The sequence below is a fragment of the Bacteroides sp. CACC 737 genome (genome assembly GCF_013874375.1).
In the GTDB taxonomy this organism is placed as follows: domain Bacteria; phylum Bacteroidota; class Bacteroidia; order Bacteroidales; family Bacteroidaceae; genus Bacteroides; species Bacteroides uniformis.
In genome coordinates, this window is record NZ_CP059408.1 from 2,310,466 (window position 1) to 2,329,051 (window position 18,586).

General features: G+C 46.7%; 15 protein-coding genes and 2 tRNA genes. 10 read left to right on the plus strand and 7 right to left on the minus strand.

Features of this window, described 5'->3' with window-relative positions:
- Positions 1-379: 379 nt before the first annotated feature.
- From H1A11_RS10080 to H1A11_RS10095, 4 genes are all read right to left on the minus strand, one after another.
- Positions 380-467 (minus strand) — tRNA-Ser (locus tag H1A11_RS10080).
- Between the two features lie 127 nt (positions 468-594).
- Positions 595-1,551, minus strand: a complete 957-nt coding sequence (locus H1A11_RS10085; RefSeq protein ID WP_008664980.1) for an ABC transporter permease — start codon at positions 1,549-1,551, stop codon at positions 595-597.
- A complete protein-coding gene (locus H1A11_RS10090) occupies positions 1,544-2,287 on the minus strand; it encodes an ABC transporter ATP-binding protein (protein WP_034522675.1) in 744 nt (247 codons plus the stop codon). The genes H1A11_RS10085 and H1A11_RS10090 overlap by 8 nt, the downstream gene beginning before the upstream one ends.
- A 2-nt stretch (positions 2,288-2,289) precedes the next feature.
- Positions 2,290-3,435, minus strand: a complete 1,146-nt coding sequence (locus tag H1A11_RS10095; RefSeq protein ID WP_117600372.1) for an NEW3 domain-containing protein — start codon at positions 3,433-3,435, stop codon at positions 2,290-2,292.
- A 188-nt stretch (positions 3,436-3,623) separates the two neighbouring features.
- On the opposite strand from H1A11_RS10095, the gene H1A11_RS10100 reads away from it, so the two are divergent.
- A complete protein-coding gene (locus H1A11_RS10100) occupies positions 3,624-4,679 on the plus strand; it encodes a winged helix DNA-binding domain-containing protein (RefSeq protein WP_117600374.1) in 1,056 nt (351 codons plus the stop codon).
- Between the two features lie 6 nt (positions 4,680-4,685).
- Here H1A11_RS10100 and H1A11_RS10105 read toward each other — a convergent pair whose 3' ends face one another.
- Both H1A11_RS10105 and H1A11_RS10110 read right to left on the minus strand, forming a co-directional pair.
- Positions 4,686-5,762: an alpha/beta hydrolase gene (locus H1A11_RS10105; RefSeq protein WP_171030432.1), complete on the minus strand. Its 1,077-nt coding sequence runs from the start codon at positions 5,760-5,762 to the stop codon at positions 4,686-4,688.
- Between the two features lie 29 nt (positions 5,763-5,791).
- Positions 5,792-6,328, minus strand: coding sequence for a flavodoxin (locus tag H1A11_RS10110; RefSeq protein ID WP_117974355.1), 537 nt, complete (start codon positions 6,326-6,328; stop codon positions 5,792-5,794).
- A 379-nt stretch (positions 6,329-6,707) separates the two neighbouring features.
- Here H1A11_RS10110 and H1A11_RS10115 point away from each other — a divergent pair, with 379 nt between their 5' ends.
- The 8 genes from H1A11_RS10115 to H1A11_RS10150 all read left to right on the plus strand — a co-directional run bounded on the left by H1A11_RS10115 (position 6,708) and on the right by H1A11_RS10150 (position 15,713).
- Positions 6,708-8,000, plus strand: a complete 1,293-nt coding sequence (locus tag H1A11_RS10115; protein ID WP_181757162.1) for a site-specific integrase — start codon at positions 6,708-6,710, stop codon at positions 7,998-8,000.
- Between the two features lie 13 nt (positions 8,001-8,013).
- Positions 8,014-9,048: a hypothetical protein gene (locus H1A11_RS10120; RefSeq protein WP_181757163.1), complete on the plus strand. Its 1,035-nt coding sequence runs from the start codon at positions 8,014-8,016 to the stop codon at positions 9,046-9,048.
- A gap of 220 nt (positions 9,049-9,268) precedes the next feature.
- Entirely contained in the window at positions 9,269-9,577 is a 309-nt protein-coding gene (locus H1A11_RS10125) for a DUF3853 family protein (protein ID WP_007759946.1), read from the plus strand.
- 11 nt (positions 9,578-9,588) lie between these two features.
- The gene (locus H1A11_RS10130) at positions 9,589-10,659 is read left to right on the plus strand and encodes an AAA family ATPase (RefSeq protein WP_009126674.1); all 1,071 of its coding nucleotides are present in this window, start codon (positions 9,589-9,591) and stop codon (positions 10,657-10,659) included.
- 207 nt (positions 10,660-10,866) lie between these two features.
- Entirely contained in the window at positions 10,867-11,835 is a 969-nt protein-coding gene (locus tag H1A11_RS10135; protein ID WP_181757164.1) for a toprim domain-containing protein, read from the plus strand.
- Positions 11,836-12,017: 182 nt separating this feature from the next.
- A complete protein-coding gene (gene mobV / locus H1A11_RS10140; RefSeq protein ID WP_181757165.1) occupies positions 12,018-13,364 on the plus strand; it encodes a MobV family relaxase in 1,347 nt (448 codons plus the stop codon).
- A 99-nt stretch (positions 13,365-13,463) separates the two neighbouring features.
- Positions 13,464-14,390, plus strand: coding sequence for an energy transducer TonB (locus H1A11_RS19115; RefSeq protein WP_234128274.1), 927 nt, complete (start codon positions 13,464-13,466; stop codon positions 14,388-14,390).
- A 36-nt stretch (positions 14,391-14,426) separates the two neighbouring features.
- Positions 14,427-15,713 carry an energy transducer TonB gene (locus H1A11_RS10150; protein WP_234128275.1) on the plus strand — a complete coding sequence of 429 codons (1,287 nt, stop codon included), beginning with the start codon at positions 14,427-14,429 and terminating at the stop codon, positions 15,711-15,713.
- Positions 15,714-15,793: 80 nt separating this feature from the next.
- Here H1A11_RS10150 and H1A11_RS10160 read toward each other — a convergent pair.
- Positions 15,794-15,878 (minus strand) — tRNA-Ser (locus H1A11_RS10160).
- A 116-nt stretch (positions 15,879-15,994) separates the two neighbouring features.
- Here H1A11_RS10160 and H1A11_RS10165 point away from each other — a divergent pair.
- Complete coding sequence (locus H1A11_RS10165) at positions 15,995-18,532, plus strand: endonuclease MutS2 (protein WP_181757167.1); 2,538 nt, start codon at positions 15,995-15,997, stop codon at positions 18,530-18,532.
- Positions 18,533-18,586: the final 54 nt, after the last annotated feature.

An 18,586-nucleotide genomic window follows, 5' to 3' on the forward strand; every position in this document is an offset into this window, starting at 1 on the left:
CTTCTTAACGAAACATGATACAATCCCGTACACACCTACCGGGTCAGCGTCGCTGCACATCTGCTGCAGTGTGACTGCAAACGTGTTGCAGCGCTACTGCATATATGCTGCAGTGACACTGCATATGTGTTGCAGCGCCACTGCAAAGCTGAATGCAGTAGCACTGCAAAAAGCATGCACTTGCTTTGCAGTGGCAATGCATTATCCCATCGCCTTATTATGAAAGGAGATGTCATCCAACTTTCATTATCTATAATTAATTTACAAAGACATAGTTTCCAAGTCTTTCAAAGCAAACGGAGTACAAGCAAAAAAGGTCTACAAATCATAGATTTGTAGACCTTTACCCGCTAGTTTTCCATCTTATTCAGAACTGTTGCGGAGAGAGGGGGATTCGAACCCCCGATACCCTTTAGGGGTATACACGCTTTCCAGGCGTGCCTCTTCAACCACTCGAGCACCTCTCCTTGTTCGGGGCGCAAAAGTAAGGGAAGTTTTTGGAATTACCAAATGTTCGGGCAAATAATATTAAAAGTCCGTTCAAGCAACCAATGCCGGAACGGACTTTCAACACTCAATAAAACATACTTATCATTACCGTGATCTGACTTCCCGTCTCATGAATATGACATACGAAAGGGCAAAACAGATAACAGTAGCTGCAATCAGTCCGGTGAGCTGCGGCCACACCACCAAAAGACTCTGTCCCAATGGCAGCGGGCTAGGAATGGCCCCCTGAACCTGCTCCATAGTGAGCGGCCCCAAACTTCTGACGGAAGGCATCAGCAGCGTTGTGGTCGCCTCATTGAACAGTTCGCTAGGTGCCAGACGCATCAGACCGAGAATAAATTTCTGGTAACTGACTATCTGATAAGGAGATGCCAGCTGCGAGGGGCTCAACGCCTTGGCAACCAGGTTGACAATCATCGTATAGAACACGCTGAAAAACAACCATACCGCCACCGAAGCCAATGCCGAGGTGGCCGCCTGACGGAAGCAAAGCGAAAACAGAATGGCCAGATTCAGCCAGAATGCCACATAGAATACACTGATTATGAGAAAGAATACAATCCTCCAAAATTCTTCTGCTGTGGGAGGAATGCCTATCGCTATCAACCCGCAGCCCATTACGAGGAATCCCAGTACAAACAGCATTATACCTATCACAATCAATGCAGCCACGAACTTGGCATTGATAATGCAATCACGATGAACGGGCTGTGACAGCATACGGCTCAACGTCCCCTTGTTCTGTTCCGAATTTATAGCATCGAATCCCAGCGCAATCCCCAACAATGGCCCCAGAAAGTTGATAAACTGCACAAAAGAAGGCAATGTGCCGTCCGAGGCTGTGAACAACTTCAAGAAAAGGAACGAACCGTCCGGGTCATTGGGCTTGATGGCGGCACCGATGTTGGTAAGCGAGGTATAGAGTGAGCCCATGCACGTAAGCAAAATGATTCCCATCAAGATAATGAACCGCCAACTTTTCACATGGTCGGATATTTCCTTGTTGACGACTACCCAAAAAGGATAATTGACTTTATTCATGCCTTTCCCCTCCTTCCTCCATATAATGGTTATAAATATCAGACAATTCCTGATGCTTGTCCTTCAAATCAGACATATCAATCAAGGTGACCAGCTTCCCGCTGTTGAACAGTCCCACGCGGTCGCAAACTTTCTGCACCTGGTCCAGGTGGTGGGAAGAGAACAAGACGGTCAGTCCCTCCTTCCGGCTCAACTGCCTAATGAGCTCGATGAACTCCTGAACACCGGCAGGGTCTATTCCCGAAGTAGGTTCATCCAGGATTATAATTTCCGGATTTTTGATAAGCACGTCCGCCAGTCCCAATCGCTGGCGCATACCGCGCGAATATTTCCCGGTCTTCTTTTTCATCTGTCCGGCAAGCCCCACATGCTCCATCAGCTCCAGCGCCCTGACTTTCGCTTCGGCATCCGAAATGCCATTGAGACGCGCAGTATATATAAGGTTTTCCGGACCGGTCATGTCATCATAAAACCCCACATCTTCGGGCAGATAGCCTATCTTCCGCTTTACCTCGATAGGATGCCTGGTAGAGTCGATACCGCAAATCTCCACAGAGCCGGAAGTGGGTTCCGTCAGTCCCAGCATCATTAGGATGGTAGTTGACTTGCCGGCACCGTTTGGCCCCAATAATCCGAAAATCTCCCCTTTACGGATAGTCAAGCAAATGCGGTCTACGGCAGTGAAGCGCCCATACTGCTTGGTCAAGTCTGTCAATGCAATCACTCGCTCGTCCATGCTCACCTCCTTCCATATTTACGGAACAGATAGCATACGGCACCTATGGCAACGATTATTATCAAAACGCCCACCCATCCCCATATCATCGGGGTTTTCACGGCAATGCGGAATTGGGCGTCTGTATTCACTTCAGGAGTTTTGGCCGTCATGGTAGCCACATAATCTCCGGGCAATGCCTTTTTGGATGCTTTCATGGTAGCTACGACATTGGCCGTTTCCCCCGCCTTCAGCATATCAATCTTCGAAGGCTCAAAAGACACTTCCCAGTCCACGGGCTTATTGGCAGAAAGCTGGATATCTTTCAACAATGAAGAACCGGTATTCCGGACCACCAACTCGATACGCTTCACATCTCCTGCTGTGATTTCGGTACTCAACAATCCTCTGGGCGTGGACAATTCCATCTCGTAGGAACCCGTGACAACAACTTCCAGCTCCAAGTCGGCAGAAGTCGTACCAGTAGCCGCACGTACCGGAATCTTGTAATTGCCGGCTTCCACATTGGCGGGAGGGACAATCTCTATACTCACATTCTGGCTGCTGTTCGCTTCCACCTGGGCAGAAGTGGCCTGCTTATAGTTGGGCTTGAACACGACACTCCAGCCTCTGGGGGCATTGGCCATCAGCGCATACAGCTGCTGGTCGGCCGTCTGGTTTTTCAAAGTGGCATTGAAGGTAAAGGTGGACTTGGAATTGCCCTGCATATTGGGCTGGTCGGTAGTGAACTCGGTCTGGTAAGTTCCTTTCTGGGCCACGACCACCTCCAGCGGCAGTTTGGTTTCTCCGGCAAATACTGTGAAATGATAACTTCCTTTATTTACTTTTAGAGGAACTTCCACTTTCAAATTGAACGTTTTCTTTTCCTGGGGCAGTACAGAAAGCTGGCTGAGGGTCCAGCCGCCTGACTTGATTTCATGCTTCCAACTGCCCGGCAATCCATTGACCGAGAGATTTGCATTTGTAATCCCGTCCGTATTGTTAATCAAATCAATGCTGTAATCAATGGACGCTCCGGGCGTCACGGAAATTTTTGTGTAAGGAGTGTACAGAATAATGCTTCCAGATTCATCGGCATGTACACGATTTAAGGGAAAAGCTCCCAACAAAATAGCTAACAATAAAATACAATTTGTTCTCATAGTCATAAAAAAGTTCTTATGGTTGTTTTATTATGAATATTTTCCCAATTTGTGCGTTACAAAAATAAAAGATAGCTATATTAGCTGGTGTTAAAAGAAACAAAAGAATATAATTGCGGACACGATATACCCTACAATGACCTGCTTTTCTTATCTTTGCGATTCCTATTGATACAAACGAATACCATACCGACATGAGAATCCCTGAAATACGCTTACAGAACCAGCAACTGTCCACTCCACTCTTCCGCCACCCGAAAGAACTGGTCTCCTGGATGGGCGCCATGCAGGCACAAGACTATACAATGGTGAAATGGGCCGTAGGTATGAGGCTGAAGTCACCGGGAATTCAAGCTGTGGAAAAAGCCCTGCATCAAGGGGAAATACTGAGAACCCACGTAATGCGCCCCACATGGCACCTGGTAGCAGCAGAAGACATTCGTTGGATGCTGAAACTCTCTGCACAACGCATCAAATCTGCCAATGATTCCTATGCAAAAGGGCATGGTCTGGAAATCACGGAACAGCAATATGAAAGAAGCTACACCATACTTGGGAATATCCTCAGCGGGAAGCGAAGCCTGACGAAACAAGAGATTGCGGAACATTTTGAACATTCGGGACTGCTTGCAGACAACTACCACATGACCCGCTTCATGTCGCGTGCCGAAGTCGAAGGCATTGTGTGCAGCGGAGAATGCCGTGGACGGCAACACACCTATGCCCTTCTGGACGAAAGAGTTCCACCTACCCCCGAACTAGCGAAAGAAGAAGCGCTGGCCCGCCTGGCTACAGCCTATTTCCGCAGCCATGCCCCCGCTACCCTGCAAGACTTCTCCTGGTGGTCCGGTTTGCCTTTAACGGAAGCAAGGCAAGCCATTTCTCTGATAGAACCGGAACTGATGTCCGAACAATGGCACAGCCAGACATGGTACATCCATGACTCCTGCCGGACATTAGGAAAGGCGACCGACAGCCTGCACCTTCTTCCCTCCTACGATGAATACCTGATAGGCTACAAGGACCGGACGAACGTCCTACCCAAAGAAGACTATTCCAAAGCTTTCACCAACAACGGATTGTTCTTTCCGGTACTTCTCTATAAGGGGCATGTAGTAGGAAATTGGAACAAGGCGTCCAAGAAAAAAGAAATCTTCCCGGAGCTTTCGCTTTTCCGGAAAGATATCTGCCTGAAAGAGGAATTGCTGAACCAGGCTAAAGAAAGGTATGTCCGGTTCCTAACACATTAAAGGCGGTCATCGAAGATGTTCATTGAAGAATCTCTCTATTTTGCCGAATGGAATTACCTCTATATTGTCATACAAGTCTACATGGTTTGCACCGGGAATAATCAGCAGCTCCTTATTATCACCCTGCAACTTTTTAAAAGCATCTTCACTGAAATAACGTGAATGGGCCTTCTCACCGTGCAGCATCAACACTGCACTACGGATTTCATCACTATATGAAAGGATAGGCATATTGATGAACGAAAGCGGTGAAGTCTTGTTCCATCCGCGGTTAGAATTGAGTGACCGCTTATGATAGCCGCGCGGTGTTTTATAATAGGCATGGTAGTCCTTCACAAATTGTGGAGCATCGGCAGGCAACGGATCTACTACACCTCCTTCAAGAGCAAATGTACCGTTTCTATAATCCTCCGTACGCTGAGCATTAAGCTGGCGCCGCAATTCGTGCCGTGCATCGGCATTCATAGAATCAAAATAACCGTTAGCATTGACCCGGCTCATGTCGTACATGGTTGCCGTAACTGTAGCCTTGATGCGAGTATCGATAGCCGCTGCATTAAGCGCCATGCCTCCCCATCCACAAATACCGAGAATGCCGATGCGCTCTGCATCTACATCGTCACGGGTGGAAAGATAATCGACCGCTGCACTGAAATCTTCCGTATTGATGTCCGGCGAAGCCACATAACGGGGCTGGCCGCTACTTTCCCCCGTATAGGATGGATCGAAAGCAATCGTCAGAAATCCACGTTCTGCCAATGTCTGCGCATACAAGCCCGAAGCTTGTTCCTTCACGGCACCAAACGGGCCACTGATGGCAATGGCAGACAATTTACCCGTCGCATTCTTGGGTACATACAAATCGGCAGTAAGTGTAATGCCGTAACGGTTGTGGAAAGTTATCTTCTTATGGTTTACTTTATCACTCTGTGGAAATGTCTTGTCCCACTCCTGAATCAGATTCAAATTCTCTTCCATAAATTTATTATCATTATTAGGATTATTTTCTGTTGCAGACAAATGTCCCGCAGCACAAAGGCTAATAACCATCGCCGCACATATGTTTTTTACCATGTTCTTCATCTCTACTTCTTTAAGTTTCGGCTGGAAATTCATTTCTTAATCCATTGCTTGACAGTTTCCCGGCTCGCTCCATTCAGCAGCCTGCCTTTTCCCCAGTTTATGCCGGGGTAATTCGTCTGTAATTCCTTTTCTGCATTAAAAATACTGCTGCTTCCCGAAGTGGCGAATGGAATAACCGTTTTACCTGCAAAATCACCGCTTTCTATAAATGTATTGATAATTCTTGGAGCCAAATTCCACCAAATAGGAAAACCGATATAAATAGTATCATACTCCGCGAGACTCCCCAGTTTAGAATACAATGCAGGACGCAATTTGGAATCCGACATTTCCACACTGCTGCGCGAAGCTTTGTCATGCCAGTCCAAATCAGTAGCCGTGTACTTTTTCGCAGGCTGTATTTCGTAGAGAGTCCCATCGACAGTTTCTGCCACCAACTTGGCAGCCCTTGCCGTTGTTCCCGTTGCCGAGAAATAAGCTACCAGTGTCTTACCACCTTTTTTCTGTGCGTTAACAATAATAGACAACAGCATAACTGCCATCATAAACAATACCAATCTTTTCATACGATATATTATTTAGTTGAAACATATAAATCCAATTGTTATAGCGATACAAAAGTAGCGGGTATTATTATTACATAGGTATCCAGATTACTGATTATATAACCCAAATTACTGATAGATGTCCGAGAAGAGAAATAAAAAATCCCGTAAAACCTTGATTTTACGGGATTTGTCATACTTTGAGTCCTTTTTGTCTTTGGAGTTCTGCGGAGAGACAGGTTCTATCACCTACCATTTCAAACAATATCACAAACTCGTAATATCTTGTTAATTACCAGTTTATTACAAAACAAACAGAAAATAAAATATCTCTTAATATCTTTGCATATCTCACTTTTTGGGTGTATTTTTGGGTGTCAATTTTCAAACACACCCAATTATGAATATCAAGAGAAACATCATTTTCGCACTGGAAAGCCGGAAGAAAAACGGGGTGCCAATCACAGAGAATGTGCCTATCCGTATGCGTGTGATATTCGCAAGCCAACGCATAGAGTTTACAACGGGCTACCGCATTGACGCTACCAAATGGGATGCGGACAAACAAAGGGTAAAGAACGGATGCACAAACAAACTGAAGCAAAGCGCATCCGAAATCAACGCAGACCTGCTAAGACAGTACACGGAAATACAGAACATCTTCAAGGAGTTTGAAGTACAGAATGTACTACCTACACCCACACAGATAAAGGATAGCTTCAATGCAAGGATGAAGGATGTACCAGCCACAGAGCAGGAAACAGCCGAAGAACCTAAAACCAGCTTTGGGGAGGCATTCGAGGAGTTTGTAAGAGAATGCGGGAAACAGAACGACTGGACAGACGCAACCTACGAAAAATTCGCTGCGGTAAAGAACCACCTGAAAGAGTTCAGGGATGAGCTTTCCTTTGACACGTTCACCGAGAACGGTCTGAATGACTATGTGGACTTCCTGCGTAACAAGAAGGACATGCGCAACAGCACCATAAGCAAGCAGATAGCCTTCCTGAAATGGTTTCTACGGTGGAGCTTCAAGAAAGGGTACAATCAGAACATGGCTTATGACAGCTTCAAACCCAAACTGAAAAACACACCCAAGAAAGTGATATTCCTCACATGGGAGGAACTGAACAGATTGAAAAACTACAAAATACCCCCGACCAAGCAATATCTCGAACGGGTAAGGGACGTCTTTCTGTTCTGCTGTTTCAGCGGGCTGCGCTATTCGGACGTGTACAACCTCAAACGGAGTGACATCAAGCCCGACCACATAGAAGTGACCACCGTCAAAACAGCGGACAGCCTTATCATAGAGTTAAACAACCACAGCAAGGCGATACTGGAAAAATACAAGAACGTATACTTTGAAGACCATAAGGCACTTCCGGTCATCAGCAATCAGAAGATGAACGATTATTTGAAAGAACTGGGGGAGCTTGCGGAAATCAACGACCCGGTAAGGGAAACTTACTACAAGGGAAACGAACGTATAGACACCGTCACACCCAAATACGCGCTGTTGGGTACCCATGCCGGAAGACGGACATTCATCTGTAACGCTTTGGCATTGGGCATTCCCGCACAAGTAGTGATGAAATGGACGGGGCACAGCGACTACAAGGCGATGAAACCCTACATAGACATAGCCGATGACATCAAGGCTAATGCGATGAACAAATTCAACCAACTGTAACCACAATTATATCATGGAGGAAAGAATAACGTCAATGATACCCCGCTACGGGAAGCTCAACAAAATATACGCCGAAATAATGTCCGGCGGCAGTTTCTCTTTTGAGAAGCAACAGTTCATTTCTGATTTTTACAGAGAGTACGGGGACACGCAGGCCTTTGAAACCGCACTTATCAGCCTCATGCTTGAAGCGGACGCCGCGCACTTCTCCATATTACTGAACAGCCTGAAACGAGAGATTGAGGGCAACATCTCGACTTACAGCGCCTGCAAGGAGTTTTTTGACTGCCTCGATACCGGATATGTCTGCCGACAGCATGAAGAGCGCTTCGACTGGAGCATCGACAAACAGATGAAAGTCACAAACGGATATTACCGGGAACTCATGGCAGCTAACGGCTCTTTGGAAGCAGTAGGTTTCAGGGAACACGACCGTCAGGAAGAGGAACTGCTGGAAAGAAGGTACGACCGATGCAAACGGGAATACGACAAGGAGAAAGCCAAACTGGATGAACTGTACAGGCAGAAGGAGCAGGCAAGACGGGAAGCCCTGCAATGCCTGCAAAACCGTTGCGGGGACATTTGCAGGCTGGGAGGCTCACTATTGACAATCCTTGATAAATACCTGACCGACCAAAAGAAAAAGGAGGGGGAAGAAAAGGAAATTCCCTCATCCGGTACCACCCCGGCAAGCCCACCCGCCTATTTCCCCATGCGACTGCTGTCAGCCATTTATGAGAAATGCAACGACAAACAGTTTGAAGCCGTTCCCGAAGCCGATTTCTACGCCGGAATGAACTTGCAGCCATGCAGGAACAGGCTGAAGATAAGACCGGGAGAAAAGGCGCGTGTATGCTACCTGATATTCCTCATGGGTGAGACCCTCTCCAATCAGGACAGAGAGAAGTGGAAGGATGAAATCATGAGATTGCTGGATATAGACATAAAATATTACAAATCCAAATACAAGGCACCCGTTCCCCGTACTGATTTAGCCAGTGACAGCAATCAGGAATTTGCCAAGGAAATGCGGTTAATATTCCGATAGCCGGTGATATGTCCCGACATTCCACGACACGACCACTTTTACCACTCAAAATAATTTCTACCACTTTTTATTACTTGTTGATAATTAATGAGATAGCGTGATACCCCAATCACGCTATCCACATCCTTACCACCCATACCCGGAACTAACTTTGCACTGTTCGAACGAAATAAAAAGCCCATGCGCAGGGCTTACAGTACAAACGTTAATTCATTCTGACATGGAAATTAGAGACCTTTTATCAAAGCCCGTATGGCAGATGACGGGCGAAGAGTTCATATTCCTGAACCGCCATGCCTTGCAGGGAAGCGAAACGAAGCCAGCCCAGCCAGCAGCCGACAAGGATAAGAAATACGTGTACGGGATAGGCGGCATAGCCCGGCTGTTCGGGTGCAGCATACCCACTGCAAACCGCATCAAGAAAAGCGGGAGGATAGACAGAGCCATTACGCAGATAGGGCGCAAAATCATCGTCGATGCGGACATGGCACTGGAACTGGCAGGACGTAAAAGCGGGGGACGCAGATAGGGAGGTGCCATATGGAAAACAAGGAAAGAAACATCACGCCCGAAGAGGCGATAATCCTATGGCATGCCTCGCGGCTTGACCTTTCGGAAGACTATGAGCAGGCACCCGAAATCCTGAAAGTGCAGGGCTCCGTCATCGGCACGCTGGGAAACTTCAGCGCGTCAATCGGAAAAGCCAAAAGCAAGAAAACATTCAACGTCTCCGCAATCGTGGCGGCTGCGCTGAAAAACGGGACGGTACTGAACTATACGGCGGAACTGCCCGAAAACAAGCGGAAAATACTCTATGTGGACACCGAACAGAGCTCCTACCACTGTGCGAAAGTGGCAAGGCGCAGCCTGCGCATGGCGGGACTGCCGACAGGCAGCAACCATGAGAACCTCGAGTTCCTCGTCCTGCGGAAATACACGCCCGAAGAGCGCATAGCAATCGTGAAGGAGGCAATCTACCGGACTGAAAACGTCGGGCTGGTAATCATCGACGGAATACGGGACATGGTGTACGACATCAACAGCCCCGGCGAATCCACGAAGGTAATCTCCCTGCTGATGACATGGACGGGGGAAAGGAACATCCACATCCATACCATACTGCACCAGAACAAGGGGGACGAGAACGCAAGGGGGCACATCGGAACCGAGCTAAGCAACAAGGCGGAAACGGTGCTGCAAGTGGAGAAGGACAGCAAGAATCCCGACATAAGTACGGTCAAAACCGCACATATCAGGGCGGTGGACTTCGAACCGTTCGCATTCCGCATCAATGAGGAAGCATTGCCCGAACTGCTGGAAGACTACCAGTTCAAGGACAAGGATGAGACAAAAGGAAACAGGGAGAAGTTCGACCCGTACAAGGACATCACCGAGCGGCAGCACCGCATCGCACTGGAAGCGGCGTTCACCCTGAAAGACGAATACGGCTATCAGGAACTTGCGGAAGCCTTGCAGGAAGCATACGCCTCTGTCGGTGTCACGCTTGGAGACAACAAGGTGGTAAAACTCATCACCGTACTCAAAAGCAAGCGGATGATAGTGCAGGAGAACGGCAGGAAATACACCTTCAACCCCGACTTCCACTATTAGCGGCACAGACCGGAAACCACTTTACTTTAGTCAGGGTATATATATATGTCAGAGTAAAGTGAAGTGTTCCGGTTGCTGATAAAAGCACTTTACTTTATTCCCGTACCATATATATACGGAAGTAAAGTAAAGTGGATACAGCCCGTAATATACGGAAAGGTACGGGCGAAAAGAAAAAAAACAATATCCACTTAAACAGAAACCTACATGAATACGAATGAAGCGAAACAGATACGCATAGAGGAATATCTGCACAGTCTCGGCTACGACCCGGTAAGGAAACAGGGCGACAGCCTATGGTACAAGTCACCATTCAGGAATGAACGGGAACCGTCCTTCAAGGTCAACACGGAACGCAATCTATGGTACGATTTTGGCGCGGGCAGGGGCGGGAACATCATCGCACTGGCGCAGGAACTCTACGCATCCGACAGCCTGCCCTACCTTTTGGAACGGATAGCGGAGCAGGCGCCCGGCGTGCATCCGGTCTCCTTTTCTTTTGGCAAGCAGGCACTCTCAAAACCGAGCTTCCAACAGTTGGAGGTGGTGCCGCTCTCTTCCCCCGCCTTGTATTCCTATCTGCGGCAGAGGGGGATAAATACGGAGCTGGCGAAAAGAGAATGCAGGGAAGTGCGCTATCTGACCGACGGCAAACCATACTTTGCCATCGGCTTCCCCAACCGTTCGGGAGGCTACGAGATACGCAACAAGTTTTTCAAAGGGTGCATCGCACCGAAGGACATCACCCACATACGGCAGGAACAGACGAGGGAGACCTGCTGCCTCTTCGAGGGCTTCATGGACTACCTCTCCTTCCTTACCCTGCGGCTGGAAAGGTGTCCCGACCGTCCCGACCTTGACGGGCAGGACTACATCGTGCTGAACTCGACTTCCAACCTATCCAAAGCAATCCGACCTTTGGGTGGTTACGGGCACATCCATTGCTTCCTTGATAACGACAAGGCGGGAATGGAAGCCGTTCAGGAACTGCGGGAGAAATACGGAATGCGTGTCCGGGACGCATCACACATATACGGAGACTACAACGACCTGAACGACTTCCTTTGTGGTAAACGGTCAGGACAAGCGGAACGGCGGCAGGAGAAACCGGAACCGGAAAGAGAACAACGGCAGGCAAGGCAGCCGGAGAGGAAAGGCAGAGGTTTCAGGATGTAACCGCACAGTCGGCTGAAGGCTTTAAAAAAGCCATAGCTCATTAGGGCTTTTTCTTCACGCAATGCACGCATTGCTAAAAAAGCCCCAATGAGCAAAAGGGACGCCGCCCCTTTTGAAACCCCGGAGCCATGCGGCATGGGAACAAGGCAGGGGAAGTATTAACCGAAAAATATATTACAGTTATGGGATATGCAGTTTTGCATTTGGAGAAAGCAAAGGGTACGGACAGCAGGATGTCCGCACACATAGAGCGCACCGTCCACCCCAAGAACGCGGACAGAACGCGCACGCACCTGAACAGGGAATTGGTGCAATTCCCCGAAGGAGTGAGGAACCGCACACAGGCAATAGCGCACCGGATAGAGACAGCAGGTATCAGACGCAAGGTGGGCACCAACCAGGTGAAGGCAATCCGGGTACTGCTCACCGGAAGCAACAAGGACATGAAGCAAATGGAAGCGGACGGACAGCTTGACGGATGGTGCAACGACAGCCTGCAATGGCTTCGGGAAACATACGGGGAGCGGAACCTCGTGTCGGCAGTTCTGCACATGGACGAAAAGACACCGCACATACACGCCACTATCGTACCGATAGTGACCGGGGAGCGCAGGAAAGCCAAAAAAGAAGAACAGAACGGGAAAAAGAAATACCGCAAGAAGAGCACGCAGGACGTGCGGCTGTGTGCTGATGATGTCATGGCAAGGCACAAGCTTAAACACTATCAGGACACCTATGCACAAGCCATGGGCAAATATGGCTTGCAAAGAGGAATAGACGGTTCGCTGGCAAAACACATCTCCACCATGCAATACTACAAGGAGCTGGTAGAGCAACAAGACAGTCTGCAGGAGAACATAGAAACCCTGCTGGGGCTGGAAGAGGAAGCGCAGAAGAAACTGAAAAAGGTCAAGGGAGAAATCAACACGCAGAAGATAAAGAATGCGGCGGTAAACGCCACCACAGCCATAGCGGACGGGGTGAGTTCTCTTTTGGGAGGCAGCAAGGTCAGGAGGCTGGAAACGGAGAATGAAGGTTTGAGGCAGGGCATTGTGAAGCTGCAAAAGCAGGTACAAGCCGAACAGAGGGAACAGACAAAAATGGAGAACCGCCACAACAGCGAGATAAACAAGATAGACCGGAGCTACCAGCAAAAAATCAGGGAATACGACAATCGGCTGGGACTGATAGACACCTATTTCCCTATCGTGAAGGAACTGTTGCCCATAGCCGAACAGTGCCGGGAAGTGGGGTTCACCGAGGAACTGACAAGGCGGATTGTCAGCCTGCAGCCCGTGGAGTTCAAGGGAAAGCTCTACTCAAAAGAGCACAAGGAGAAGTTCAGGACAGACCACTCAACGGCAACCGTGGAGAGGAACCCGCAGGAGAAAGGAAAATTCCGGCTGTGCATTGACGGTATGCCCATACTCGAATGGTTCAAAATGAAGTTTCAGGAACTTAAAGAAATGCTGGGTGTAAGCCACACCCAAAAAGAAGAGAACAGACCTAAAAGAGGGTTGAGAATATAATACTTTAGCAGAAAATAAAAGTGCAATTCTGATTGTTAATGAATTGCACTTTTACTATTTTTGTAAATACATTGCTTCACTGATAAATAATAATCCGAGATGAAAACAATATTGCAAAAAATTATCTACTGCTTCATTATTGGAGTGAATGTATCAGTTTCATCTTTTCCCCAAAAAACAACTTCTAATATACATTGGGGATTTCTAATAGATGAAAATGATGGAATAACTAAAATCTATTTTAATAAACACATCAATCAGATGTGCCGTGAAAAAACCGAAGACATTTTTATAAATGGCACAAGTATCTCCAAAGGAAAAGTTTACGTTCCTATTGGTAGTTCTAATTTTGAATTGACTTACGACGAAGCGGTATTTTACCGTGAAGACAGACAAGGAAAATTGCATAAAATTCTTCAAGACAACTCTATCGACAAGGAGTCTATTGCTTGGGTGATTGAAAAAGGAAAGAATGGAGAAATAAAAGTTGACTTTCCAAAGAACTGCCCCACCGGAGATTATCTATTGAAAATCAAAGTCCACAATGAACAAGGAGAACGTTACGAAATATGCCGTTGGTTTGAGGCATACACGTCCAAGCAGGTTTCCCGAAGAAAGAAGCCAATTTCTATAGGTTCCGGATATGCCCCAGCCATAGGGGACATAACGGAAGACGATGAAGGTGATGTATTTGAAGTGGTGCAAAATATGCCTGAATTTCCCGGAGGAGGTTTACCTAAATTAATGGAATTCATACAACAGAATGTTAGATACCCTCAATCGGCACTGCAGAGCAGATTAGAGGGCAGAGTTATTGTACAAGTTGTCATAGATAAAGACGGCAGCGTTATACAACCCAAAATTCTGCGTAGCATTAATCCGGTTCTAAGTATTGATAATGCTTTTTGTGAAGAAGCATTACGCATAGTTTCAATAATGCCTAAATGGAAACCGGGGAGCCAACATGAAATTCCCGTAAAAGTAAAATTTACATTTCCAGTAAGATTTACTTTGCCAACTGATTAAATGTTTAATAAATGTGACCCAATAAAGACGTATCGTATGAAAATGAATATTTTGTTATGTATATTAACATTTTGCACATTTGTTGTTGGCTGTACAAATAAGCCTAAACAAAAAGAGGCTCCACAAGCTCCTATAAACAATACAGTCGGAATAAATGATACACTGGGGCTTTCTTTACATCCTGAATTCCCAGTCTATTCCACAAAACAGAAACAAGTCACTTTCGTATTGCACAACAATAGTGGTACTGATATTGGTTTTGGGGGATATTACAGCTATACTTATGAGGATGAAAAAGGAATATGGAGGGATGTTCCTATGCAACTTGTTGTATTTGATGAAGAGATTATACTTTGGCAAGGCAATAAATATTATTATAATGCAGAATTATTCAGGCATACTCCCGGTCGTTATCGTTTTTTTCTTACAGTAAGAAGATATAGCAAAGAATACACTTTAATGGCTGAATTTCAATTACAAAATAATGTGGTTGAACTATTCAAAAGACATCCCTATAGTCAATTGAATGACACTTTATTGCTCCCGGAAGAAGAAGCCGTTTACCCACCAATCTATAATGTAATCGACCAAATGCCCGAATTTCCCGGTGGTATGGATAAATTGTTACAATTCATCAATGATAATATGAAATATCCAACCAAAGCACAAACGGAAGGAATACAAGGAAGGGTTGTAGTTCAGTTTATTGTAGATGAAAACGGTTACATAATAGAACCTAACATAGTGAGAAGTGTTGAGCCTTCTTTAGATAAAGAGGCACTACGTATCATAAAAATGCTTCCTCAATGGAAGCCCGGCATACTGAAAGGGAAAGCCGTAAAGGTGAAATATACAGTTCCAGTTACTTTTAAACTTAATAAAATAAAAGAAGAAATACCCCAAACTTCACAATCAACCACACAGATATTGCATCCGGTACCCCGTAACATTCCAACTGAAAAAAACGTAAATCCCGATTCGCTTTCCATGCACACAGAATACGCTAGCTATCCGCTATCAACTACGGAAGTAAAAATAGCAGTCTTCAATCACTCACAACAAAAATATACATGTGGAAACGATTATAGCCTTGCTTTTTATAACAATAGTAACCAACAATGGGAAGCATTACCCACCAGTCCAGCCTTTGAAGATATTGGTTGGGTGTTACTTCCTAAATATCCCCCTCATCAGCAAACAATCAAACTACACACTTCCGAAGTCCCTAACCGTCCGGGTAAATATCGTATTTATAAAACATTCTATAGAGATACGAAAGAAGTGGCTTATGCAGAATTTGAAATATTTTCAAATCTTAAATAAAACAAAAACACCCAATTTTACATTATCGGGTGTAAAATTGGGTGCAATCTTCATAAATCACTGATTATCAATGTTTATTGCGGAGAGACAGGGATTCGAACCCCGGGTGCCTCGCAGCACAACGGTTTTCAAGACCGCCGCAATCGACCACTCTGCCACCTCTCCTAAAAACTTCCTCTTCGAGAAGTACTTTTTCCTTAAAGCGGTGCAAAGGTACAAATCATTTTTAATTCTGCAAACTTCCTTTCTCTTTTTTCATGAATTAATAGTACTTTTGCACCATGATATATCCGCAGAACTTTGAACAGAAAATAGGTTTCGACCAAATACGCCAATTGCTGAAAGAAAAATGCCTCAGTACACTTGGCGAAGAACGGGTGATGGACATGGCATTCTCCGACCACTTTGGGGAGGTGGAGGAGCGTTTGGACCAAGTCACTGAATTTGTACGCATACTCCAAGAAGAAGACAACTTCCCGGCACAATACTTTTTTGATGTACGTCCGTCACTGAAACGCATACGCGTGGAAGGCATGTATCTGGATGAACAAGAGCTATTTGACCTGCGCCGTTCACTGGAAACCATACGTGATATTGTACGCTTCCTACAGAAAAGCGACGATGATGAGGAAGAGGGCGCTTCCCCCTACCCTTGTCTGAAAAGACTGGCGGGAGACATCACCGTTTTCCCACAGCTCATAGCAAAAATAAACGGCATCCTCTCCCCTTACGGAAAAATCAAGGACAATGCCTCTACAGAGTTGGCACGCATCCGCCGGGAACTGGCAAGTACTATGGGAAGCATCTCCCGCTCACTGAATAGTATTCTACGAAATGCCCAGTCCGAGGGCGTTGTGGACAAAGACGTAACGCCCACCATGCGTGACGGCCGTCTGGTCATTCCCGTTGCACCGGCACTGAAACGGAAAATACGCGGTATTGTACACGACGAGTCGGCCAGTGGTAAAACCGTATTCATCGAGCCTGCCGAAGTAGTGGAAGCCAACAATCGCATACGAGAACTTGAAGGTGACGAACGCAGAGAAATTATCCGCATCCTGACGGACTTCTCCAACCAGTTGCGTCCCTCCATCTCCGACGTACTGCTATCATATGAGTTCCTTGCCGAAATAGACTTCATACGTGCCAAAGCATTGTTTGCCGAGCAAATATCCGGACTGAAACCGGCTCTCGAAAACAAGCAACTGCTGGACTGGACAATGGCGGTACACCCACTCTTGCAACTTTCTCTCGCCAAACATGGCAAAAAAGTCGTACCGCTTGACATCGAACTGAATGAAAAGCAACGTATCCTCATTATCTCCGGTCCGAACGCAGGCGGCAAGTCCGTCTGCCTAAAGACAGTAGGCTTATTGCAATACATGCTGCAATCCGGACTACTCATCCCGATGCACGAACGCAGTCATGCCGGAATATTCAGCAGCATATTCATTGACATCGGTGACGAGCAGTCCATTGAAGATGATTTGAGTACCTATTCCTCCCACCTTACAAACATGAAAATCATGATGAAAAGTTGCAATGAACGGAGCCTCATCCTGATTGATGAATTCGGTGGTGGAACAGAACCCCAAATAGGAGGCGCCATCGCCGAAGCCGTATTGAAACGCTTCAACCAAAAACAGACGTTCGGTGTCATCACCACACACTATCAGAATCTGAAACATTTTGCCGAAGACCACGAAGGTGTAGTAAACGGCGCCATGCTCTATGACCGCCATCTGATGCAAGCACTGTTCCAGTTGCAGATAGGCAATCCTGGCAGTTCGTTCGCTGTAGAGATTGCCCGCAAGATAGGTCTGCCCGAAGATGTCATCGCCGATGCCTCGGAAATTGTGGGCAGCGAATACATCAATGCCGATAAGTACCTGCAAGACATTGTGCGCGACAAACGCTATTGGGAAGGCAAACGCCAGACAATACGCCAGCGTGAAAAGCACATGGAAGAGACTATCGAGCGTTATCAAACCGAAATCGAAGATTTGCAGAAATCCCGGAAGGAGATTCTGCACAAAGCGAAAGAAGAAGTGGAGCAATTGATGCAGGAAGCCAATGCGCGCATCGAGAACACCATACGCTCCATCAAAGAAGCCCAAGCAGAAAAAGAAAAGACACGCCAGGCCCGCCAGGAATTGACGAACTTCCGCGAATCAATGGAATCGCTTACCAACAAGGAACTGGAAGAAAAAATTGCCCGCAAAATGGAAAAGCTGAAAGAGAAGCAAAACCGGAAAAAAGAAAAGAAAGCAGGCAAAGGAAAAGAGGACGGGCTATCCGCCCAGGCTTTGGCAGAACAGCAGGCGCGGAAGGAAGCAGAACGCCTTGCAGCCATCACCCCCGGCTGCAACGTCAGAATAAAGGGACAAACCTCTGTGGGAGAAGTAATGGAAGTGAATGGCAAGAATGCGGTCGTCGCGTTCGGCAGCATCAAAACTACCGTAAAACTAGATAGGCTGGAACGTACCAACGCGCAGCCTAAACAAGCTGATGTGTCCACCAAAAGCACTTTCATCAGTGTCCAAACCCAGGACAGCATGTACGAGAAGAAACTACATTTCAAACAAGACATTGATGTCCGCGGCATGCGTGGCGACGAAGCCTTGCAAGCCGTTACCTATTTCATTGATGATGCCATCCTTGTCGGCATGTCACGCGTGCGTATCCTTCACGGAACTGGAACGGGTATCCTGCGCACGCTTATCCGCCAATATCTGGAAACCGTTCCCGGAGTGCGCCACTTTGCCGACGAACATATACAGTTCGGCGGAGCAGGCATCACCGTTGTGGACTTGAGTTAATGAATAATTGACAGTTGATAACTGATAGTTAAAGCTAAATCATAAATCTGAAAT